Below are 16,166 nucleotides of genomic sequence, written 5' to 3' on the forward strand. Positions count from 1 at the left end.
ATACTAATTTTCAGGCGGTTTTTTAATTCCGCCAACAGGTTGAATAAACAGAGGTACATCCGGAATATTCATGCAGTTTCTTTCCCAGAAGGTCGCTTTCGGAGAAACGGAAAGAAAGCGACCGCCCTCAAAAACAATCAAAATAACAGCCTCAACAACAAAAAGGATACCCCGCCGTCAAGAAGTATCCGGATACAGAAAAGAGCTGCTCAGAAAACCTGATGCAGCTCCTTCTTCTAAATACAAAATTACCAATTATTCCAGGACTGCCGTCGATGTCGCATCGGAACAGCCCCACTCATATAAAAGAACCCATTTTACTCTCCGCCCTGCGGCTTCTGAGGCCGCTGACGTGTCTTCTGCTGTTTCCATAGTATCTGTTGTTCCTCGGTCAGCACAGCCTTGATTCCTTCATTCAGTTTCTGGCGCGCTTCCTTCATCTTTTCGTCGCCACGGGCAAGGCCCTCCACTGACTTGAAATACTCCTGATACAAAGCTGTGATCTTCTGTATCTGATCTTCGTTAAGGCTCAGTTCTTTGGTCATTCTTCCTACACTGCGCTCCACCTTCTGTTCGGTGGTCAGCGGTTTGCGTTCTCGTGTCTTGTTTTGTGCTTGCATTGACTGCCAACTCATCATTACCAGAGCGGCCATTAATAATACTTTTTTCATATTTTCAATTTTAAGTATGTAATCCGTTTCACAGTCTTGTTTTGTACTGCATTCAGTCCTAAGACAGACAACTGCCGAAAAGGTTTATTTGAACAGGCGAAAAAAAGAGCAAATTGTGGTATTTTAACATATACAACTTTCATATCAAAAGTAAAAACAGCAACAGCGGCTCCCCTCAGGCAGCCGCTGTCCGCAATTCCGTTCCGCCGAACGGTGTCATTCAAATAAGAAATTTTCTGTATTAAACAGACTGTACCTCACGGATACAGGCAATCAGGCGTTCAAAATCTTCAGGATATACATCTCCGATGTTGCCGATGCGGAAGGTATCTGCCTGAGAAATCTTTCCCGGATAGATCACGAAACCGCGTTCTTTCAACTTCAGATAGAAAGCCTTGAAATCGAAAGCGGCATCGGGATAATAGAATGAGGTGATGACCGGAGACTGGTCGGCATCGGGCAGCAAAGTGCGGTAACCCAGACTGCGCATTCCCTCAACCAGCACCTGATGGTTCTTGCTGTAGCGGGCAAAACGGGCAGCTACGCCTCCTTCTTCTTCCAGTTCCTTCAGGGCCTGCATGAAGGCACGCACCACATGAGTGGGCGAAGTGAAGCGCCATTTTCCATGTCCCTTTTCCATAGTTTCCCACTGATCGTACAGGTCGAGCGACAGTGAGCGGGCCACTCCCTTGCACTGCTCCAACAGACTGCGACGGGCCAGGATAAAGCCGAATCCCGGTACTCCCTGAATACATTTGTTGGCACTGCTGATCATAAAGTCGATGCCCAGGGCGGCCATATCAATAGGAACACCTCCGAAACTGCTCATGGCATCCACAATCAGCACTTTGTGGTGTTTCTTCACCACGGCGGCAATCTCTGCCAAAGGATTCAGCACACCGGTAGTTGTTTCGCAATGTACCACGGAAACATGAGTCACCTCGGGGTGCTGATTCAGATAGTCATCAACCTGTGCCGGAACCACGGCCTGAGTCTCCTCAAACTTCATCAGATCATAGTTCAGATGGTAATAGTCGGCAATGGTTCCCATACGCTTTCCATAGGCTCCATTGGCTACAACCAGCAGATGATCCTGCGGACGGACAGCCGTTCCCAGAGTGGCCTCAACACAGAAGCTGCCGCTACCCTGCATCAATACGGCGGTGTACTCTTCCGGCTTGCTGGAAGCGATCTCCACAAGTTTCTTGCGAATCACCTCTACAATACCGATATTATAATCTTCGTCCCAGGTGCACCAGTCACTCATCATGGCGCTCTTTACGGTTTCGCTGGTTGTCAAAGGTCCGGGGGTCAGCAACAAATAAGGTCTCATATTTTTATCTTTTTATTTATTCTACAAATGATTAGTTCATACGTTTGTTAATGGCTTCGATCAATGCCGGGAGTTCTGTAATGTCATCGACCACATAATCGGCACCGGCGGCATACATTCTGTGGCGCACCTCTGCCATTTTCTGTTTGCGGTCTTCTGCGCTCAGCTGCAGGAACTCTTCTTCGGTCAGTCCCATCTCGTTACTTCCGATGATGGCACCCACAGTCCATACTCCAGCGTTCACTCCTTCCTTGATGTCCGAAATGGTATCACCGTATTTCAGAACCGACATTCTGGAAGGAACAGCCAGATCGCACATATTCTTATAGATCATGTAAGGATAAGGACGACCGCCCGGCAGACCATCAGAAGTGACACAGTTTTCTGTTTGGTAACCCTTAGCGGCAGCAGCCGGGATAACCACATCCATCATTTCACGCGTATATCCGGTAGTGGAACCGATCTTGATGCCCTGTGCACGCAACTGATCCAAAGTTTCAATCACATGAGGAATCGGAGTGGTGTATTCTTTCAAGGTAGAAAACAGCAGGCGCTGGAAGTCTTCATAACGGCCCTGCACATCTTCTTCATTGTACGAACGATGATACAGATCCTCGAAACACTTTCCAATACGAGGCATATCAAAAAGCGCACGGACATGGTCTATCTTGGTCAGTCCCATCGGACGACGGGCTTCTTCTGCCGTTACCTCGATACCAATCGCACGGAAGCTCTCCAGAAAAGCGGAAACCGGTGCAAAACATCCATAATCAATAGCCGTACCGGCCCAATCCATAATCACACATTCAATTTTTTTCATACGTCTTATATTTCTAAATACATTCAACATTCAATTTTTCAGAAGTAAAAGAACCGGCCGACTCCAGCTCTTCGGAATTTGTTTTTTTCTGTCGGTTACGGTAATACTGGATATATCCCCAGGAAGCGGCAAAAGCCACACAGCAGAAAATTCCGATATATACCGTCATTTCGTTATAGAAGGTATGCCAGTCAATCTGAGCGGCAAAGAATTCCTTGAAGAACAGCAGAAACAGAGTGCCCACATAACCGATAAAGTCTATCGTAATGATGAAGAAACCCACATTGCCCTTTATCTTGTAACAGGCGATAAAACGCTCGAAAAAGATGGTCTGAAAACTCAGATAAGCAATGTCCAGACACAGAGTCTGCATGAAGAGCCACGTTGCCGTGGTGAAGGTACCTTCGGGACAACCGGCTATCAGTACCAGAGCACCCATTCCCAAAGTGGAAAGCAACAGCAGAATGCCCAGCACGGTACGGTGGCTACGGGTGCGGCCCAGCAGGGCAAACACAGCCAGCATAATCAAAGTGGCAATGGCATCGAGGCGGGCAAACAGCCAGGAAGAGATGGTGCTCACATCGATGATGCACACAATGAAGTCTTCCTTGATGTCGCGCAACACCGTAAGCAGCAGGTTGGCTCCGAAGAGCAGAAGCAGCAGAGGCATAAACTTGCGGAACAGGCTCATACGCTCTTTTCCGTTAAGCGTATAACGCGGCGAACGGGCGGCTATATCGGCTGGAGTAGGATCGGGAAAGCGGGTCATGACCCATCCCAGGAAACTGAGCAACGGAAAGGCGATGGCTCCGATGCAGGCAGGCATCCAGAACTCACTGACTCCAAGAGTATTCAGGGTATAGAGTCCCACGGATTTGGCCACTCCCGAACTGAGCGCCATGCTCACTCCCATGATGCTGGCCAGAAAGTCTGTTGTGCGCCGGCCTTCGAGAAAGCTGAAAATCACGCCCCACATACAGCCCAGAGACAGACCGTTGAAGAACAGAGCCCCGACATTATAAGGAGCAGGCAACAAGGCGAAAAGCAGCAGAGAAGCCTCGGACAAGGCTGCCGAACCGACGATAAACTTCAAACGGTTCTCGGGTTTCAGTTCGGAAATGAACTTGATGCCCAACATCTTGGCCATGACATAGCCCACCAACTGCACGATGCTGACCGCAATCTTATAGTCCATACCAAATACTTCCTGTCCGGCAAACTCGGCTGCGGTAAAGGGCTTGCGCAACGCATAGACCAGAGAGTAAGACAGCAGAGCGGTTCCTCCGGCCCACAGGATAAACATCCAGTCCGGCATGCTTTCCTTACCAGAGATCTGACGACCGAACTGATATAATTTCTGATTCATTTTCATTCGTTTTTTTGATTGACACTGCAAAAGTAGATCCTATCCGAAACAGAAAAAATGAATACATGATGATTAATGAAGCGGTAACATTTCAGTAATATTCATGTCTTCAGAAAATCATCTTTTTGTAACCGGTTCGTAACGGAAATCTATCGTAACAGGCAGAAAAATAGGGCTCTCTTACCGTTCTTTCCCTAAAAAAGCCTATCTTTATCTCATCAATGAACTGACAGACATGGACGATTTGAAAATCATATACGAGAGAATCTCTTTCCTCCGCCAGAAAGGAGTCAAGATGAAGGATATGGCCGAAAAGGCACAGGTGGCATCCAGTGTATTCTCGGCCCTGTACTCCACCGTTCTTCCTACCTATCTGAAACACGTTAAAGAAGGTATGGACAGCCAGGAAGCTCTGGACGAGGCTCTGGTGTGGGTAAACAATGTTTCGAAAAAGAAACTGCTCAGCACCATGGGAGCCATCAAGGAGGCTCTGCTCTCGATGGAACTGCTCGACACCGAAGTTACAGAAGGAAAAGACTGCTCTTTTCTCCGTAGCCTGCGCGACAATTCGCAGGATGCCTGCAAGCGCATCCATCATCTGAGCGGCATTTATATGAGTTACAGCGTGTCGTCCTCATCGCCGGCCTTGAAGATAGAACCTTACCTCATCACCCCTTCATCACAAGGAAACTGGGTGGAGGTGGTCCACAACAATGCGTACGGCAGTACCCACCGAGGTATGGCTCTGATGAACGGAAGCTCGCATCTGTATCTGCTCTTCAACGAACAGAACCCGCCTCAGCTGGCTCTGTTTCATATCTGCCTGAAAATTCCCATGTACGAACGCCCGCCGTTCATGAAGGGAGTTTACACCTGTTTCGACTATAACTATAACCCGATAGCCCGGCGCATTCTGTTCGTGAAGCATTCCGACAGTACTTCTTCCGAGGATTTTGCCAAAATAAAAGGAGAACTGAAACGCTTTGAGGAACTCAGCGAACAGGAAAAGAAATATTATGAATATACCTGCCGGCCGGAAGACATCATCCGTATGTGCAATATTCCGTCGCCGCGCATGACTGACGAGGATCTGGTCATCGAAAAGAAAATACTGGAACTTCAATAACAGCAATCCCCGGAATTCTGCAAAGATTCATACAGAATTCCGGGGATTGCCGTAATGCCGCTCAGAAGATATATTGCACACGGGCCTGAGGAACAAAATAATTGTTCTTATAGGCCGGGTTGCAATGCTCTCCTACCCAGACATAACTTCCGCTTATCTTGAAACCGATATAGGCATTCAGATAAAAATTCAGACCAACAGACAGGTCTTTTTCTTCTCCTCCCAAGATGCCGGCACCGGTATCGTTCATATTGGTATAATTGAATCGTGCGGTCAGTTCCAAAGCGCGGTCACTCGCCGGTCTGCCCGGAACCGCAGAAGCTGCATCATAGCTGAATCCTCTGCCCAGCAGCAGATACGAAGCCTGCGCATAGCCTCCATGAGGCTGATAATTCCGATCACCGGACAGACAGTAACGGTTCAGATAATATTCTCCCTGAAGCAGATAGCGCGGACCGGTGACGAGAGCCTCCAACACTCCCTTAAACTCTTTCCGGGGAGCTCCGATACCGGCTGCAAGCAAGGGCTCGGAAAACATGGAAGTCACTCCTGCCGCCGAAAGTTCCTTATTATAGTCTTTCTGATTTACAGGTGTCGTACGGAAAGAAAAGGCTCCTCCGAAATGCAGCAGATGGTCGTTTGCCCGTTGCCGGCGCCACACCGCACGCGACGTGGAAACCAAAGAGTTTCGCTGGTTCTCTCCAATCTTGTTGATGTCATTATAGGTATAGATACCGCTGGCCAGATAAAAGGCCGGTTTCTGAAAATGCCAGGTGACTCCCAACTTACGGCTGTCGGTAAAAGCCAGTACCGAGGTGGCCGACTGGTGAAAACGGAGATCGGCCGTACTGATCAGCATATCCATGGAGAACGGGTCATAGGCATTACCGAGCGCCAGCGTATGGCTTCCCCATGTGGCTTGCAGCAAAAGGTCCTTGATAGCGACCTTTCCGCCTCCCAGACCAATATCGGCTTTCATTTCCATATTCTTATATCCGGCTTTAAAGCCCACCCGGAAATCTTCCAACCGGTAATAACCCTGTGCCTTCTGATCCTGAAAGGAAGCTACCGAAGCATCCAGAAGCGCCCGCGAACGGAACTTCAACTTGAGGGCATCCTGTGCCTGCAAGGTCAGTGTGGCACAACATGCCAGCAGCAAAAGTCCCTTTCTCATACACCCAGTTCGTTTAAGATCTGCATCATTTTAGGCAAAGCCTCCTCTACAGGAGCCACCCATCCGTAATCGGCAATGCGGAAAATGGGCGCATTGCTGTCGGGGTTGATGGCAATGATTCTTTTGGCTCCGGTAATGGCGGCGGTATGCTGAATCTGTCCGCTGATGCCAATGGCCACATACAGATCGGGGGCAATGGTATGTCCGGTCTGCCCTACTTGTCGGGAAGCATCTATCAGATTGGCTTCTACTGCCGCACGTGATCCGGCCACAGCGGCTCCTATACGCTCGGCCCAGGCCTCAATCTCGGCCACGGTTTCCTTGTTCTTCACTCCACGGCCGATACCGATAATCACCCGGCTCTGGCTCAATGAAGCGGTCTGACAACCTTCATCTTCTTCGTGAATCACAGAGATACGTTCGTCCGGACAGAAGGTATAGTCTTCATGACGGATCACCTCTCCGGAACGCATCCTGTCGGGCTCCTGAGCCTGCATCACGCCGGGACGGACCGAAGCCATCTGAGGACGGTGGTGCGGTGTGACAATTGTAGCCATGAGATTTCCTCCGAATGCCGGACGGACCTGCTGCAGCAATCCGCTCTCGGTATCCATCCGCAATTCCGTACAGTCTGCCGTCAGACCGGTATGAAGCAGAGCAGCCAGACGGGCCGACAGACCTCTTCCGCGCACAGTGGCTCCCACCAGCAACGCGGCAGGCTTGCATTCACGGATCAAATCGCAAGCCACCCGGGCATAGTTCTCTTCAATAAAGGTTTCCAGACCGACACGATCCACCAAATGAACCGTATCTGCTCCGTAGGCAATCAGATCTGCTGTCATCGGCTCCAACTGATGTCCCAGCAACATGGCGGCAACACGCATGCCGGACTGATCGGCCAACCGGCGGGCAATACCCAACAGTTCGTAAGTCACGGCCGCAATCTGACCCTGACTGTGCTCGGCCAAAACCCAGATTTCGGCTGCAGTCTGTTGCTCCTCGGTCTGAGTTTCCGTATTTTCCTGAATGGACAAAGCCTCAGACGGACAGTTCTGCACGCAGCTGCCGCACAGACGGCAGGCTTGCGGATTGATTTCCGGACCATCATTCATCTGTATGGCCTGAAAGGCACAAGTTTCGGCACAGATGCCACAGGCGGTACACAGGTCCGTATTTACCTGAAGTGGAAAAGATATTTTATTTGAATTCATGATCAAGATTTTTGTTTAAGGATTGATAATCGTGTTCAAGGTCAGCGAGAACTGTTCTCCGCTGTTGATCCAGGAAATCTCTTTGGTGTATTCGGGTACATGAGTAGACACCACGCGAGTGGGCGAAGCCATCAGGCCCACATGAGCGGGATCCAGTCCCAGATCCTTTTCATTCCAAACGACAATCTCCTGTTGCATGGCTCTGCGCCATCCCTCCAAAGTAGGACTTTGCAGTTCGGCGGCATCGCGTCCCACCATGATGGCGCAAGGCAAAGCCACCTGAAGCACTTGCTGGAACTGCTCCATCTTTTTACAGACACAAACACCCTGAGGCATCACCGATTCGAAGTGACTGAAGGAAGTGACCTGGGGAATATCCAGATGACCGGCTACTTCCGGACCGACTTGAGCCGTATCACCGTCAATGGCCATCTTGCCGAAGAAAAGCATGTCATAGTCACCGATTTTGCGTACAGCCTCAGCCAGAATCAGACTGGTACACCAGGTATCACTTCCGGCAAAGGCGGCCGAAGAGAGCAGAATGGCTCTGTGAGCTCCACGCTGTAAAGCTTCACGCAGTACGGTCTGCGCCGATGCCGGTCCCATGCTGACCGCTACCACCTCGGCTCCGGTCTGGCGACTCAGATTCACGGCAACCTGCAAGGCATACAAATCATCCGGATTCGTCTGGCTCATGGCCGAAGAGCGTTTCAGAGTTTTCGTTACGGGATCAATGCCCACTTTAGTTGACAGGGGCACCTGTTTCAGAAAAACGATATATCTTTTCATTGTTTTCTTCATTAAATGTTCGGTATTCTTGTTTCTATCCTCCTTTTTTGTTGGAACGTGCATCGGCACATCTTTTCTGGAATTCCACGGTAAAAGGATCTACTTCTCCGAAACGGTCCGGAGCAAACAGGGCAGGATCTACAAAAGGAGTCTCTCCCAAAATCATTTCGGCAGCCAGACGTCCCATACCTCCTCCGGCAGCCACTCCACCGCCACAGCATCCGGTCACGGTAAACAAACCACGATGCTGTTTAAAGCCTCCGATGATGAACTTGGCATCGGGTACATAGCAGGAAGGACCGGCCATATAATGGGCAATGCCCAGCGTGTCGATATCCCGCAGATAGGGTTTCAGCAAAGGAGCGCACTCATCCAGGATTTTCCATTTTGCTTCGGCACGGAAGTCAAAGTCCTCCAGTTTATCGGTCAGTGTCTGCGGGTCGAACGGCTGGCATTCGCTTTCGCGAAGTCCGATAATCAGGGAGCCTACATCCGAACGGGTAAAGGCGCGTGCATCGGGAATTACCGTGAAAGGATGATTGGCCGGGAAGCGCTCCGCATCGGGATCAGAAATCCAGAAATGACTTCTTACGGGAGTAAAAGGCAAACCGATGCCCAACGGACGCATCAGCAGATTGGCCCATGAACCGGCTGCATTGACCACCACCGGAGCCTGAATCTTCGTTCCGTCACACAGTATGACACCTTCCACCGCACCGTCGGCTGTCACCGCTATTTCACGTACCTTGGTATTGGTTTTCAGTTCCACACCCAACTTCTGGGCTGCCTTGGCGTAACCGCTGCACAGCAGAGCCGAGTCAATAAAAGCATCTGTGGGCATATACAAGGCAACCTGCACCGCCTCTTCATTGATCCAAGGCAACAGTTCGCGAACACGCTCCTGACCGATCCGCTCATTGGCAATGCCAAAACGGTTGGCGGCCTGCTCCAGAGCTTCCACTTCGCGCAGAGAAGCCTCGGAAGATGCGATGGTAATGCTGCCGCACTGCTGCAATCCCAATGACTCGCCAAGCAGCGCTTCCATCTCTTCAATACAATCGTAGGTTTCCTGCACCATCTCCATCAGAGCCGGTTTGGTGCGTGCTCGGGTGAGCAGACAGGCTGCACGGGCTGATGCCTGCGATGCAATGTCGTTGCCATCCAACAACAGGATATTGCCTGCGCGGCGTTTGGCCAACTGGTAGGCTGTGGCGCATCCAAGCAACCCGCCTCCCACAATAATCATATCATACTGGTTTTTCATCTTATTCCTTATTTATTATATATATGAATCAAATCAATCCGTATTGAGAATCCAAAGTACATTCTTCTACTTCCTCTTTTCGTTTCTTGTCATTTGTCATCTGGTATCTTCTGTAAATCAGGATTCCTGCAACACTGAACAGTACAGTGCCCAAGATACCGACGGTCATGGCCATTTTGTTGAACAGGGCAAACCACTCCAGATCAATACGCAGCATCTCTTTGATGGAGAGGAGCGACACGGTTCCCACATAGCCTATAAAATCAATAATCGCGATGAAGAATCCTACATTTCCCTTGATCTTGAAGCAGGCAATAAAACGGTCAAAGAAGATGGTCTGGAAAGTCAGATAGGCAATGTAAAGCGAAAGACTCTGTACAAACAGCCAGACAATAGGCGAAAGATCCAGAGTTTCATAATTGGCCGATACATAAGTCATCGTCAAGCAGCCCGCAATAACCAGAAACATCAGACACATCAAAGCCTTGATATTGCTGCGGAAGAAGACAAACAGTCCGAAGATACCCAGAATAATCAGTGTCACCACGGTATCCACCTGTGCGAACAACCAGGAAGACTGTCCCGACATATCCAGAATGTTCACCAGAAAATCTTCTTTAATATCACGAAGCACCAGCAACAGGAAATTACCGATAAACAGCAAAGACAGGATGGGTGCATATTTCCGGAACAAGGCTACGCGTCCCTTATGATCCAGGATCACCCGTTCATTTCGCAGCTGAATATCTTCGGCTGTGGGATGCGGCAGACGCTTGAGCATATATCCCATAAAGATGAGCAACGGCAATGCTACAGCACCGATCAGCGCCGGCATCCAGAAAGCATCAATCTGAAGATCGTTGATCACAAAGAGACCGAAACTCTTTGCCAGTCCGGAACTGAACACAATACTTACTCCCAACAGGCTGGCCAGCATATCCGTAATCTTACGTCCTTCGATAAAGCTGAAGATCACGCCCCACATACAACCCAAAGAAAGTCCGTTGACAAACATGGCCAGAGCGTTGTAAGGAGCGCTCAGCAGTCCGAAAAAGAGCAAGGCCACCTCGGCCAGAATCGCAGAAGAAACGAAAAAACGGAAACGCTTTTCCCGTTTCAGCTCGGAAATGATCTTGATGCCGAAGAACTTGGCTACCAGATAACCCAGAATCTGAATGGTAGTCACCGCCACCTTATAATCGATTCCGAAAAAGTCCATTCCCTGAAAGGAAGCCGCTGTATAAGGTTTGCGGAGCGCATATACGAGCGAATAGGAAAGTAAGGCTGCCCCTCCGGCCCAAAGTATCAGAATCAGTTCTGAAAGATTCTTGTTTTTTGCAATCTGTTTCATCATATTTTTATCAGTTTTTTTGTTTTCGAAAGCAAATGTACAGGAGGGGAAATATCAAAAAAATTAATTAATCATTTATTATAAACGCCTGAAATTCAGTATTTATAATGTAATATTAATGTGTAGATTACGACATAAGTTTGTAATAAACCGGGCATTTTTGTAGGGCTATTGACACATCAACGGGGCATTTTATTTCTCTTTTGCCGAAAAAGTCTACCTTTGCTGAAAAGCATGTTTCAATCTTATGGATAAACTGATATTTCTCTATGAACAACTGAAAAAAATCCGTGAATCGGGAGTCAAGGTAAAAGACATATCCGAGGAAACAGACATTGCCTCCAGCGTACTGTCTTCTCTTTATTCATCGGTGCTGCCGGCTTATGTGAACATGGTTGCTGCCGGTGAAGATGCCGACGAGGCATTGGACAAGGCTCTGCAACAGGTAAACAATGTTTCCAAAAGGAAACTGATGGGCTGTCTGGACGATCTTCTGGAGAAACTGGCTCATTTGAAACCCAAAGGAAACCTTACGAAGAGTCAGGAACATTCTGTTTTTCATGATCTGGAAAAGGAGGCAGCGCGTTATGTGCATCATGCCGGTGCCTATACCGGACTGTATACAGCCTACAGCCGTTCGTCGTTTTCCGACGGACTGAAAGTGGAGCCTTATCAGATAGCCTCTTTGGCTGAAGGCGAACTGATGCCACGCGTGTATTGTCAGAGCATGAACGGAGAATATTATACCGGTACCGGCATGTTCTCTCCCTTCCAGACCGGTTATCTGATGTTCAACGAACAGAAGAAACTGCAAGTAACCCTCAAAGTGGTTTATCTGCAACTGCCTGTTCTGGAACATCCGGCACTGATCAAGGGTATCTACATGACGCATGACTACAACCGGAATCCCATAGCACGGCGGGTAGTACTGGTGCGCCAGGGTGATGAAATCCCTCTGGATGAATTCGCCCAACTGAAAACTCAGGTGATCCCGAAAAATGATATCCCGACCGAACTGAAACCTTTTTATGACTATACGTGTCAGGAAAATGATGTCATAAAAAGTATCATGCTGGTTTCCCCGCAAATGAATATGGAGGAACTGGCAGAAGAGAAGAAGATGCTGCGCTTGCTTTCTTCTTCCACTAAAGAATAAGAGAACTTATGCAAACAAGAACAAAAGCGGCATTCAGACAAAATACCCTTTTTCCCATAAACCAAACTTAGCAATGACAAGATAAAGAAGGAAGGTGGTGTCAGAATAAAATGAATACTCTCCCAAGTTACCCTCAGTAACGGTAATACTTTTCAAAGAGTGATTAGACCCACTTCCATATAACAACGGCCCGAACTTGAATGTTCGGGCCGTTGTTATTAAATAAGAGAAGGGCATCAAAATGATGTATTTTACCAAATCCTTAGCGAAAAGTTCTGCACTGCTCCATTACAGCCAATACAGTGAATCAGAGCAGTTCTTCAAGTGACGGCATCAGCGCCACATGAGGATAAGCCTGCAGCTCCTCGCGGGTGGTCATGCCATGCAGCACTCCGGCAAAATCCACTCCGGCGGCACGTGCTGTCTGCGCATCCACCACACTGTCGCCCAGATAAAGCACCTCATCGGCCGCCACCTTCAGACGGTCCAGAGCTGCCAGCAGTCCTTCGGGCGAAGGCTTGTGCGCCCGGACATCCTCTCCCCCAATGACCACATCCAGAAAATCGTCGCCCAGATAACGGGACAACAGATCCAGAATACGGTAGCGGTATTTTGTGGAAATGATGCCCAGCTGTGCTCCCTGCTCCTTCAGGCTGCGCAACACCTTCAGGGTTTCGGGAAAGAGCACCGTGTTGGCAGTCATGTGCACATCCGCGGCCTTGACATATTCCGCCTTGTAGGCAGCCAGCACCGTCGGATCGCTCACGCCGGTGAGCAGGGCAAACGATTCCTCCAGAGTCAGACCGATGGTGCGTTTGATCTGCATTTCGGAAATGCCCTGATAATCGTGGTTATCGAGCACGATGCGAAAGCACTTTACGATTCCTTTTGACGAATCGGCCAACGTATAATCAAAGTCAAACAAATAAGCTTTATATTTCTTCATAATCTCTGTTGTTTCCATTCCGGCTACAAAGATACGAAAATCCTTTAAAACACATGTCAGTCATTTTTCATGAGGCAAGAAAAGGAAATCAAAAATAAATCCATAAATTTGCAACCATTCGTCATCAGAAAAACAAATCAGAATATGGATTCAAAACTTTATCCTCCACGCATGGCAGAGCTGGAAAAAGGCTATAAATTAGTTTACGGAAAGATTCACGAGCAGCTGAAGCGAAAATGGTTCCAATACACCGAACTGTTTTTCATCGTTGGCTCCATCGCTTCGATCATCTATAGTTCGTTTGAAATCTCGGCTCCCTTCCGGGCCCAGTTGTTTCTTTTCAACTATATAGCCTCTTTTGTATTTACCATAGAATATGCCCTGCGCCTGATTTCCGCACCGATGCAATATCCCAACAAAAGGGGATGGCAGGCCAGACTGAAATATGTCTTTTCATTCTATGGCATCATTGATTTTGTGGCTATCCTTCCTTTCGTGGTCATCTACACCTATCAGGACTCACCACATCTGCATCTGGTGGTACTGGCCTATATTCTGATTATCTTCAAACTGATCCGCTATTCGCGCTCGTTCCGCCTGATCGGTGAAGTGCTTCATGCTGTGCGCGAGGAACTGGTGACCGCCTATACGGCCTGCGGCATCATGCTCGGTTTCTTGGGCATCCTGATGTATTATATCGAACGGTACGCACAGCCGGAAGCGTTTGCCAACATCGGCGACGGATTCTGGTGGGCCATTGTGGCTTTCACCACGGTGGGCTACGGCGACATCTACCCAATCACCCCGTTGGGACGTCTGCTCAGCAGTCTGATCAGTCTGATCGGCATTGCCATGATTGCCATCCCTACCGGTATCATCAGCTCGGCTTTCATGAACATGATGCTGGACAAACGGAAAGAAAGAGAAGAAAAAGACAAGGAAAAAACTGATTCCAAAAACAATCTATAAAAACTGCATACAATGAAAAAACTGTTTCTAATCATAGCCACAGCGCTGACTGTTGTGAGCTGCCACACCGGCAAACAGGCCGGAAAGCCCATGTTGGGCGCCGACCGTGACCGACACGGATGTATCGCCTCGGCAGGATATACCTGGAGTAAAGTCCGGAAAGACTGCGTCCGCACCTTCGAAGAGGGCATCCGTCTGGTTCCGGCACATGTAAAAACTTCCGTAGCCGCTTATGTGATATTCTCACCCGATCAGGAGCGCGCCGAAGTATTCCTTCCGGGACAGAAAAAACATCCGGTACTGAAACACAAGGGAGGTATCTGGAAAAAGAAACCATACGTTCTGGCCAAAAACAAGAACGGATGGATTCTGAAAACAGGCGGAACAGATGTTTATGTCTCTCCGCAGAAATAAAAATCAAGAAGCGGCTCCGATTTCCTTTTGGAAGTCAGAGCCGCTTCTGTCTTTAAAAAGTGTACTAAAGGCGTTTCAAATCAAAGTTTCTTGGGATTTTTGTTCCAGTGATATACCAGATGCAGCATGACATAATGCGGCAGAGAGCGATACCAGGTTTCTACACGTCCCTGCGCATTGACCTCATATTGTGTGGCCGACAGGTTGTGCAGCAGGTCAAAGGCTTCCAGACGCGCTATGATCTTACCCTTCCAGAACGACTGGCTCAGAGAGGCATTCAGCAAAAAGTCATTCGTATTCAGTTCCGAGCTGCCATAGCCGCGACGGCTGTACATGGTGGCATCCAGTGCTACCGTAGTCTTCAGTTTCGGTATCGTATAGCGGCCGGAAAGACCGTAATTGAAATCCCATACATTCAGGGTCTCGAAATCATACATACGCCCCACCGAGTGCCGCCAGCTGACATCACCCGAAGCACGCAAGTTCAGCATGCCCTTGCTATATTGGATATAGGCTCCGTCATGCAGCGTCGTGGTGTTGACGACATTCCTGTGGCTTTCCGTCTCGCCGGCCAGCATCGCATAATCCACGGAATGCCGGTAGTTCGCATCGGCGTTCATCTGCCATCTCCAGTATTTCTTTTCGCCCAGAGCCTGTGAATAGTCAAACTTGGCCGTACCCGAATAGGCGCCGTCCACATTCACCGGTTTATAGGTATATACACCGGTTTCCGGATTATAGTTCACGGACTGGGCCACATCCCGATGCTGATAATTGTATGTGGCTGCGATGTGCCATTGCCGTTCGTTCTTTCCCCATCTGTCCGTATAGTCCACAGAAACCGTTGTGTTGGCCTTCTTCTTCAAGTCGGGATTTCCCAACTTAACCACCAGCGGCTGACTGTCGTCCCGATAGTTCACCCGGTCATAAAAATCTACATCCTTAAGGTCATAACGGAGATTCACAGAAAAACTATGGTTTCCGCCAGGCGACACCGTACGGAAACTTACGTAAGGAGAAAGAAGCGCCGTGTGCCGATATACGGTTGTGTCAATCACTCCCCGCTGATAATCCAGTGCTTCGTGCAAGATGGGCACAGAAACACCCATTCTCCACTGGTCATAAAAAATTTTAACCGGACTGTCACCCACCTGATAATATTTCCGCTTGGAAAAAGTTATATTGGGCTCAGCTCTTATACCATAAACATGACTGTCATAGGAGTTTGCCGGATCGGTAATCGCATTCAGCATGTCCAGTTGAGAAGCCAACAGCAAGGTGTCCGGATGATACAGATAATCATGTTTCCGAACATCACCATAGTTAACGGTAGAACCTACCGACATTCCCATTTTACCAATCAATTCCGGAACTGAGTAAGTCAATGAACCATATACTATCGAGGTACGGTTAGCCCTGTCACTGGCATTGTAGCGTACATCCTTTGTCTGGGTATTTGCCTGCCAGGTGTTGTAGCGATCAGACAGCCATGACTTCTCGTCGGTATACCAATAGGAAAGATGGTAGTTCAAATTCCTGTCTCTCCGCTGAACGTGCTGGACAGAAATGGTCAGCA

General features: G+C 48.8%; 15 protein-coding genes. 4 read left to right on the plus strand and 11 right to left on the minus strand.

Annotated features, from left to right (window positions below; translation table 11 throughout):
- Nucleotides 1-317: 317 nt before the first annotated feature.
- The 4 genes from DXA74_RS14495 to DXA74_RS14510 all read right to left on the minus strand — a co-directional run bounded on the left by DXA74_RS14495 (nt 318) and on the right by DXA74_RS14510 (nt 4,190).
- On the minus strand, nt 318-671 hold the full coding sequence (locus DXA74_RS14495; RefSeq protein ID WP_147401141.1) for a hypothetical protein: 354 nt from the start codon (nt 669-671) through the stop codon (nt 318-320).
- A gap of 241 nt (nt 672-912) precedes the next feature.
- On the minus strand, nt 913-2,004 hold the full coding sequence (gene phnW / locus DXA74_RS14500) for a 2-aminoethylphosphonate--pyruvate transaminase (protein WP_118528802.1): 1,092 nt from the start codon (nt 2,002-2,004) through the stop codon (nt 913-915).
- A gap of 31 nt (nt 2,005-2,035) precedes the next feature.
- Nucleotides 2,036-2,824 (minus strand): phosphonoacetaldehyde hydrolase, encoded by a 789-nt coding sequence (gene phnX / locus DXA74_RS14505; protein ID WP_118528804.1) that lies wholly within the window; start codon nt 2,822-2,824, stop codon nt 2,036-2,038.
- A gap of 13 nt (nt 2,825-2,837) precedes the next feature.
- Nucleotides 2,838-4,190 (minus strand): DUF5690 family protein, encoded by a 1,353-nt coding sequence (locus DXA74_RS14510; RefSeq protein ID WP_233550571.1) that lies wholly within the window; start codon nt 4,188-4,190, stop codon nt 2,838-2,840.
- Between the two features lie 235 nt (nt 4,191-4,425).
- On the opposite strand from DXA74_RS14510, the gene DXA74_RS14515 reads away from it, so the two are divergent.
- A complete protein-coding gene (locus tag DXA74_RS14515; protein ID WP_118528806.1) occupies nt 4,426-5,316 on the plus strand; it encodes a hypothetical protein in 891 nt (296 codons plus the stop codon).
- A gap of 61 nt (nt 5,317-5,377) precedes the next feature.
- On the opposite strand, the gene DXA74_RS14520 is transcribed toward DXA74_RS14515, so the two are convergent.
- From DXA74_RS14520 to DXA74_RS14540, 5 genes are read right to left on the minus strand one after another with little or no spacing between them, the layout of a single operon-like run.
- Complete coding sequence (locus DXA74_RS14520; protein ID WP_118528808.1) at nt 5,378-6,490, minus strand: porin; 1,113 nt, start codon at nt 6,488-6,490, stop codon at nt 5,378-5,380.
- On the minus strand, nt 6,487-7,701 hold the full coding sequence (locus DXA74_RS14525) for an electron transfer flavoprotein subunit alpha (RefSeq protein ID WP_233550572.1): 1,215 nt from the start codon (nt 7,699-7,701) through the stop codon (nt 6,487-6,489). Before DXA74_RS14525 ends, DXA74_RS14520 begins: the two co-directional genes overlap by 4 nt.
- A 15-nt stretch (nt 7,702-7,716) precedes the next feature.
- On the minus strand, nt 7,717-8,490 hold the full coding sequence (locus DXA74_RS14530) for an electron transfer flavoprotein subunit beta/FixA family protein (RefSeq protein WP_118528824.1): 774 nt from the start codon (nt 8,488-8,490) through the stop codon (nt 7,717-7,719).
- Nucleotides 8,491-8,524: 34 nt separating this feature from the next.
- A complete protein-coding gene (locus tag DXA74_RS14535) occupies nt 8,525-9,754 on the minus strand; it encodes an FAD-binding oxidoreductase (protein WP_118528812.1) in 1,230 nt (409 codons plus the stop codon).
- Nucleotides 9,755-9,782: 28 nt separating this feature from the next.
- Entirely contained in the window at nt 9,783-11,105 is a 1,323-nt protein-coding gene (locus DXA74_RS14540) for a DUF5690 family protein (protein WP_118528826.1), read from the minus strand.
- 247 nt (nt 11,106-11,352) lie between these two features.
- On the opposite strand from DXA74_RS14540, the gene DXA74_RS14545 reads away from it, so the two are divergent.
- Nucleotides 11,353-12,261, plus strand: a complete 909-nt coding sequence (locus DXA74_RS14545) for a hypothetical protein (RefSeq protein WP_118528814.1) — start codon at nt 11,353-11,355, stop codon at nt 12,259-12,261.
- Between the two features lie 307 nt (nt 12,262-12,568).
- Here DXA74_RS14545 and DXA74_RS14550 read toward each other — a convergent pair whose 3' ends face one another.
- On the minus strand, nt 12,569-13,207 hold the full coding sequence (locus DXA74_RS14550) for an HAD family hydrolase (protein WP_118528816.1): 639 nt from the start codon (nt 13,205-13,207) through the stop codon (nt 12,569-12,571).
- Between the two features lie 144 nt (nt 13,208-13,351).
- Between DXA74_RS14550 and DXA74_RS14555 the strand changes: the two genes are divergently transcribed.
- Together DXA74_RS14555 and DXA74_RS14560 are read left to right on the plus strand one after the other, a co-directional pair.
- Nucleotides 13,352-14,176: an ion transporter gene (locus DXA74_RS14555; RefSeq protein WP_233550573.1), complete on the plus strand. Its 825-nt coding sequence runs from the start codon at nt 13,352-13,354 to the stop codon at nt 14,174-14,176.
- A gap of 12 nt (nt 14,177-14,188) precedes the next feature.
- Nucleotides 14,189-14,590, plus strand: coding sequence for a hypothetical protein (locus DXA74_RS14560; protein ID WP_118528818.1), 402 nt, complete (start codon nt 14,189-14,191; stop codon nt 14,588-14,590).
- Nucleotides 14,591-14,670: 80 nt separating this feature from the next.
- Here DXA74_RS14560 and DXA74_RS14565 read toward each other — a convergent pair.
- Nucleotides 14,671-16,166: outer membrane beta-barrel protein (locus tag DXA74_RS14565; RefSeq protein ID WP_233550574.1), on the minus strand; the 1,496-nt coding region annotated here is incomplete at its 5' end.

The organism is Bacteroides sp. OF04-15BH, assembly GCF_003477995.1.
In the GTDB taxonomy this organism is placed as follows: domain Bacteria; phylum Bacteroidota; class Bacteroidia; order Bacteroidales; family Bacteroidaceae; genus Paraprevotella.

What these genes read in the sequence shown, in the direction of transcription:
- DXA74_RS14495 (WP_147401141.1), bottom strand. Translation starts at nt 671, where the DNA reads ATGAAAAAAGTATTATTAATGGCCGCTCTGGTAATGATGAGTTGGCAG.
- phnW (WP_118528802.1), bottom strand. Translation starts at nt 2,004, where the DNA reads ATGAGACCTTATTTGTTGCTGACCCCCGGACCTTTGACAACCAGCGAA.
- phnX (WP_118528804.1), bottom strand. Translation starts at nt 2,824, where the DNA reads ATGAAAAAAATTGAATGTGTGATTATGGATTGGGCCGGTACGGCTATT.
- DXA74_RS14510 (WP_233550571.1), bottom strand. Translation starts at nt 4,190, where the DNA reads ATGAATCAGAAATTATATCAGTTCGGTCGTCAGATCTCTGGTAAGGAA.
- DXA74_RS14515 (WP_118528806.1), top strand. Translation starts at nt 4,426, where the DNA reads ATGGACGATTTGAAAATCATATACGAGAGAATCTCTTTCCTCCGCCAG.
- DXA74_RS14520 (WP_118528808.1), bottom strand. Translation starts at nt 6,490, where the DNA reads ATGAGAAAGGGACTTTTGCTGCTGGCATGTTGTGCCACACTGACCTTG.
- DXA74_RS14525 (WP_233550572.1), bottom strand. Translation starts at nt 7,701, where the DNA reads ATGAATTCAAATAAAATATCTTTTCCACTTCAGGTAAATACGGACCTG.
- DXA74_RS14530 (WP_118528824.1), bottom strand. Translation starts at nt 8,490, where the DNA reads ATGAAAAGATATATCGTTTTTCTGAAACAGGTGCCCCTGTCAACTAAA.
- DXA74_RS14535 (WP_118528812.1), bottom strand. Translation starts at nt 9,754, where the DNA reads ATGAAAAACCAGTATGATATGATTATTGTGGGAGGCGGGTTGCTTGGA.
- DXA74_RS14540 (WP_118528826.1), bottom strand. Translation starts at nt 11,105, where the DNA reads ATGAAACAGATTGCAAAAAACAAGAATCTTTCAGAACTGATTCTGATA.
- DXA74_RS14545 (WP_118528814.1), top strand. Translation starts at nt 11,353, where the DNA reads ATGGATAAACTGATATTTCTCTATGAACAACTGAAAAAAATCCGTGAA.
- DXA74_RS14550 (WP_118528816.1), bottom strand. Translation starts at nt 13,207, where the DNA reads ATGAAGAAATATAAAGCTTATTTGTTTGACTTTGATTATACGTTGGCC.
- DXA74_RS14555 (WP_233550573.1), top strand. Translation starts at nt 13,352, where the DNA reads ATGGATTCAAAACTTTATCCTCCACGCATGGCAGAGCTGGAAAAAGGC.
- DXA74_RS14560 (WP_118528818.1), top strand. Translation starts at nt 14,189, where the DNA reads ATGAAAAAACTGTTTCTAATCATAGCCACAGCGCTGACTGTTGTGAGC.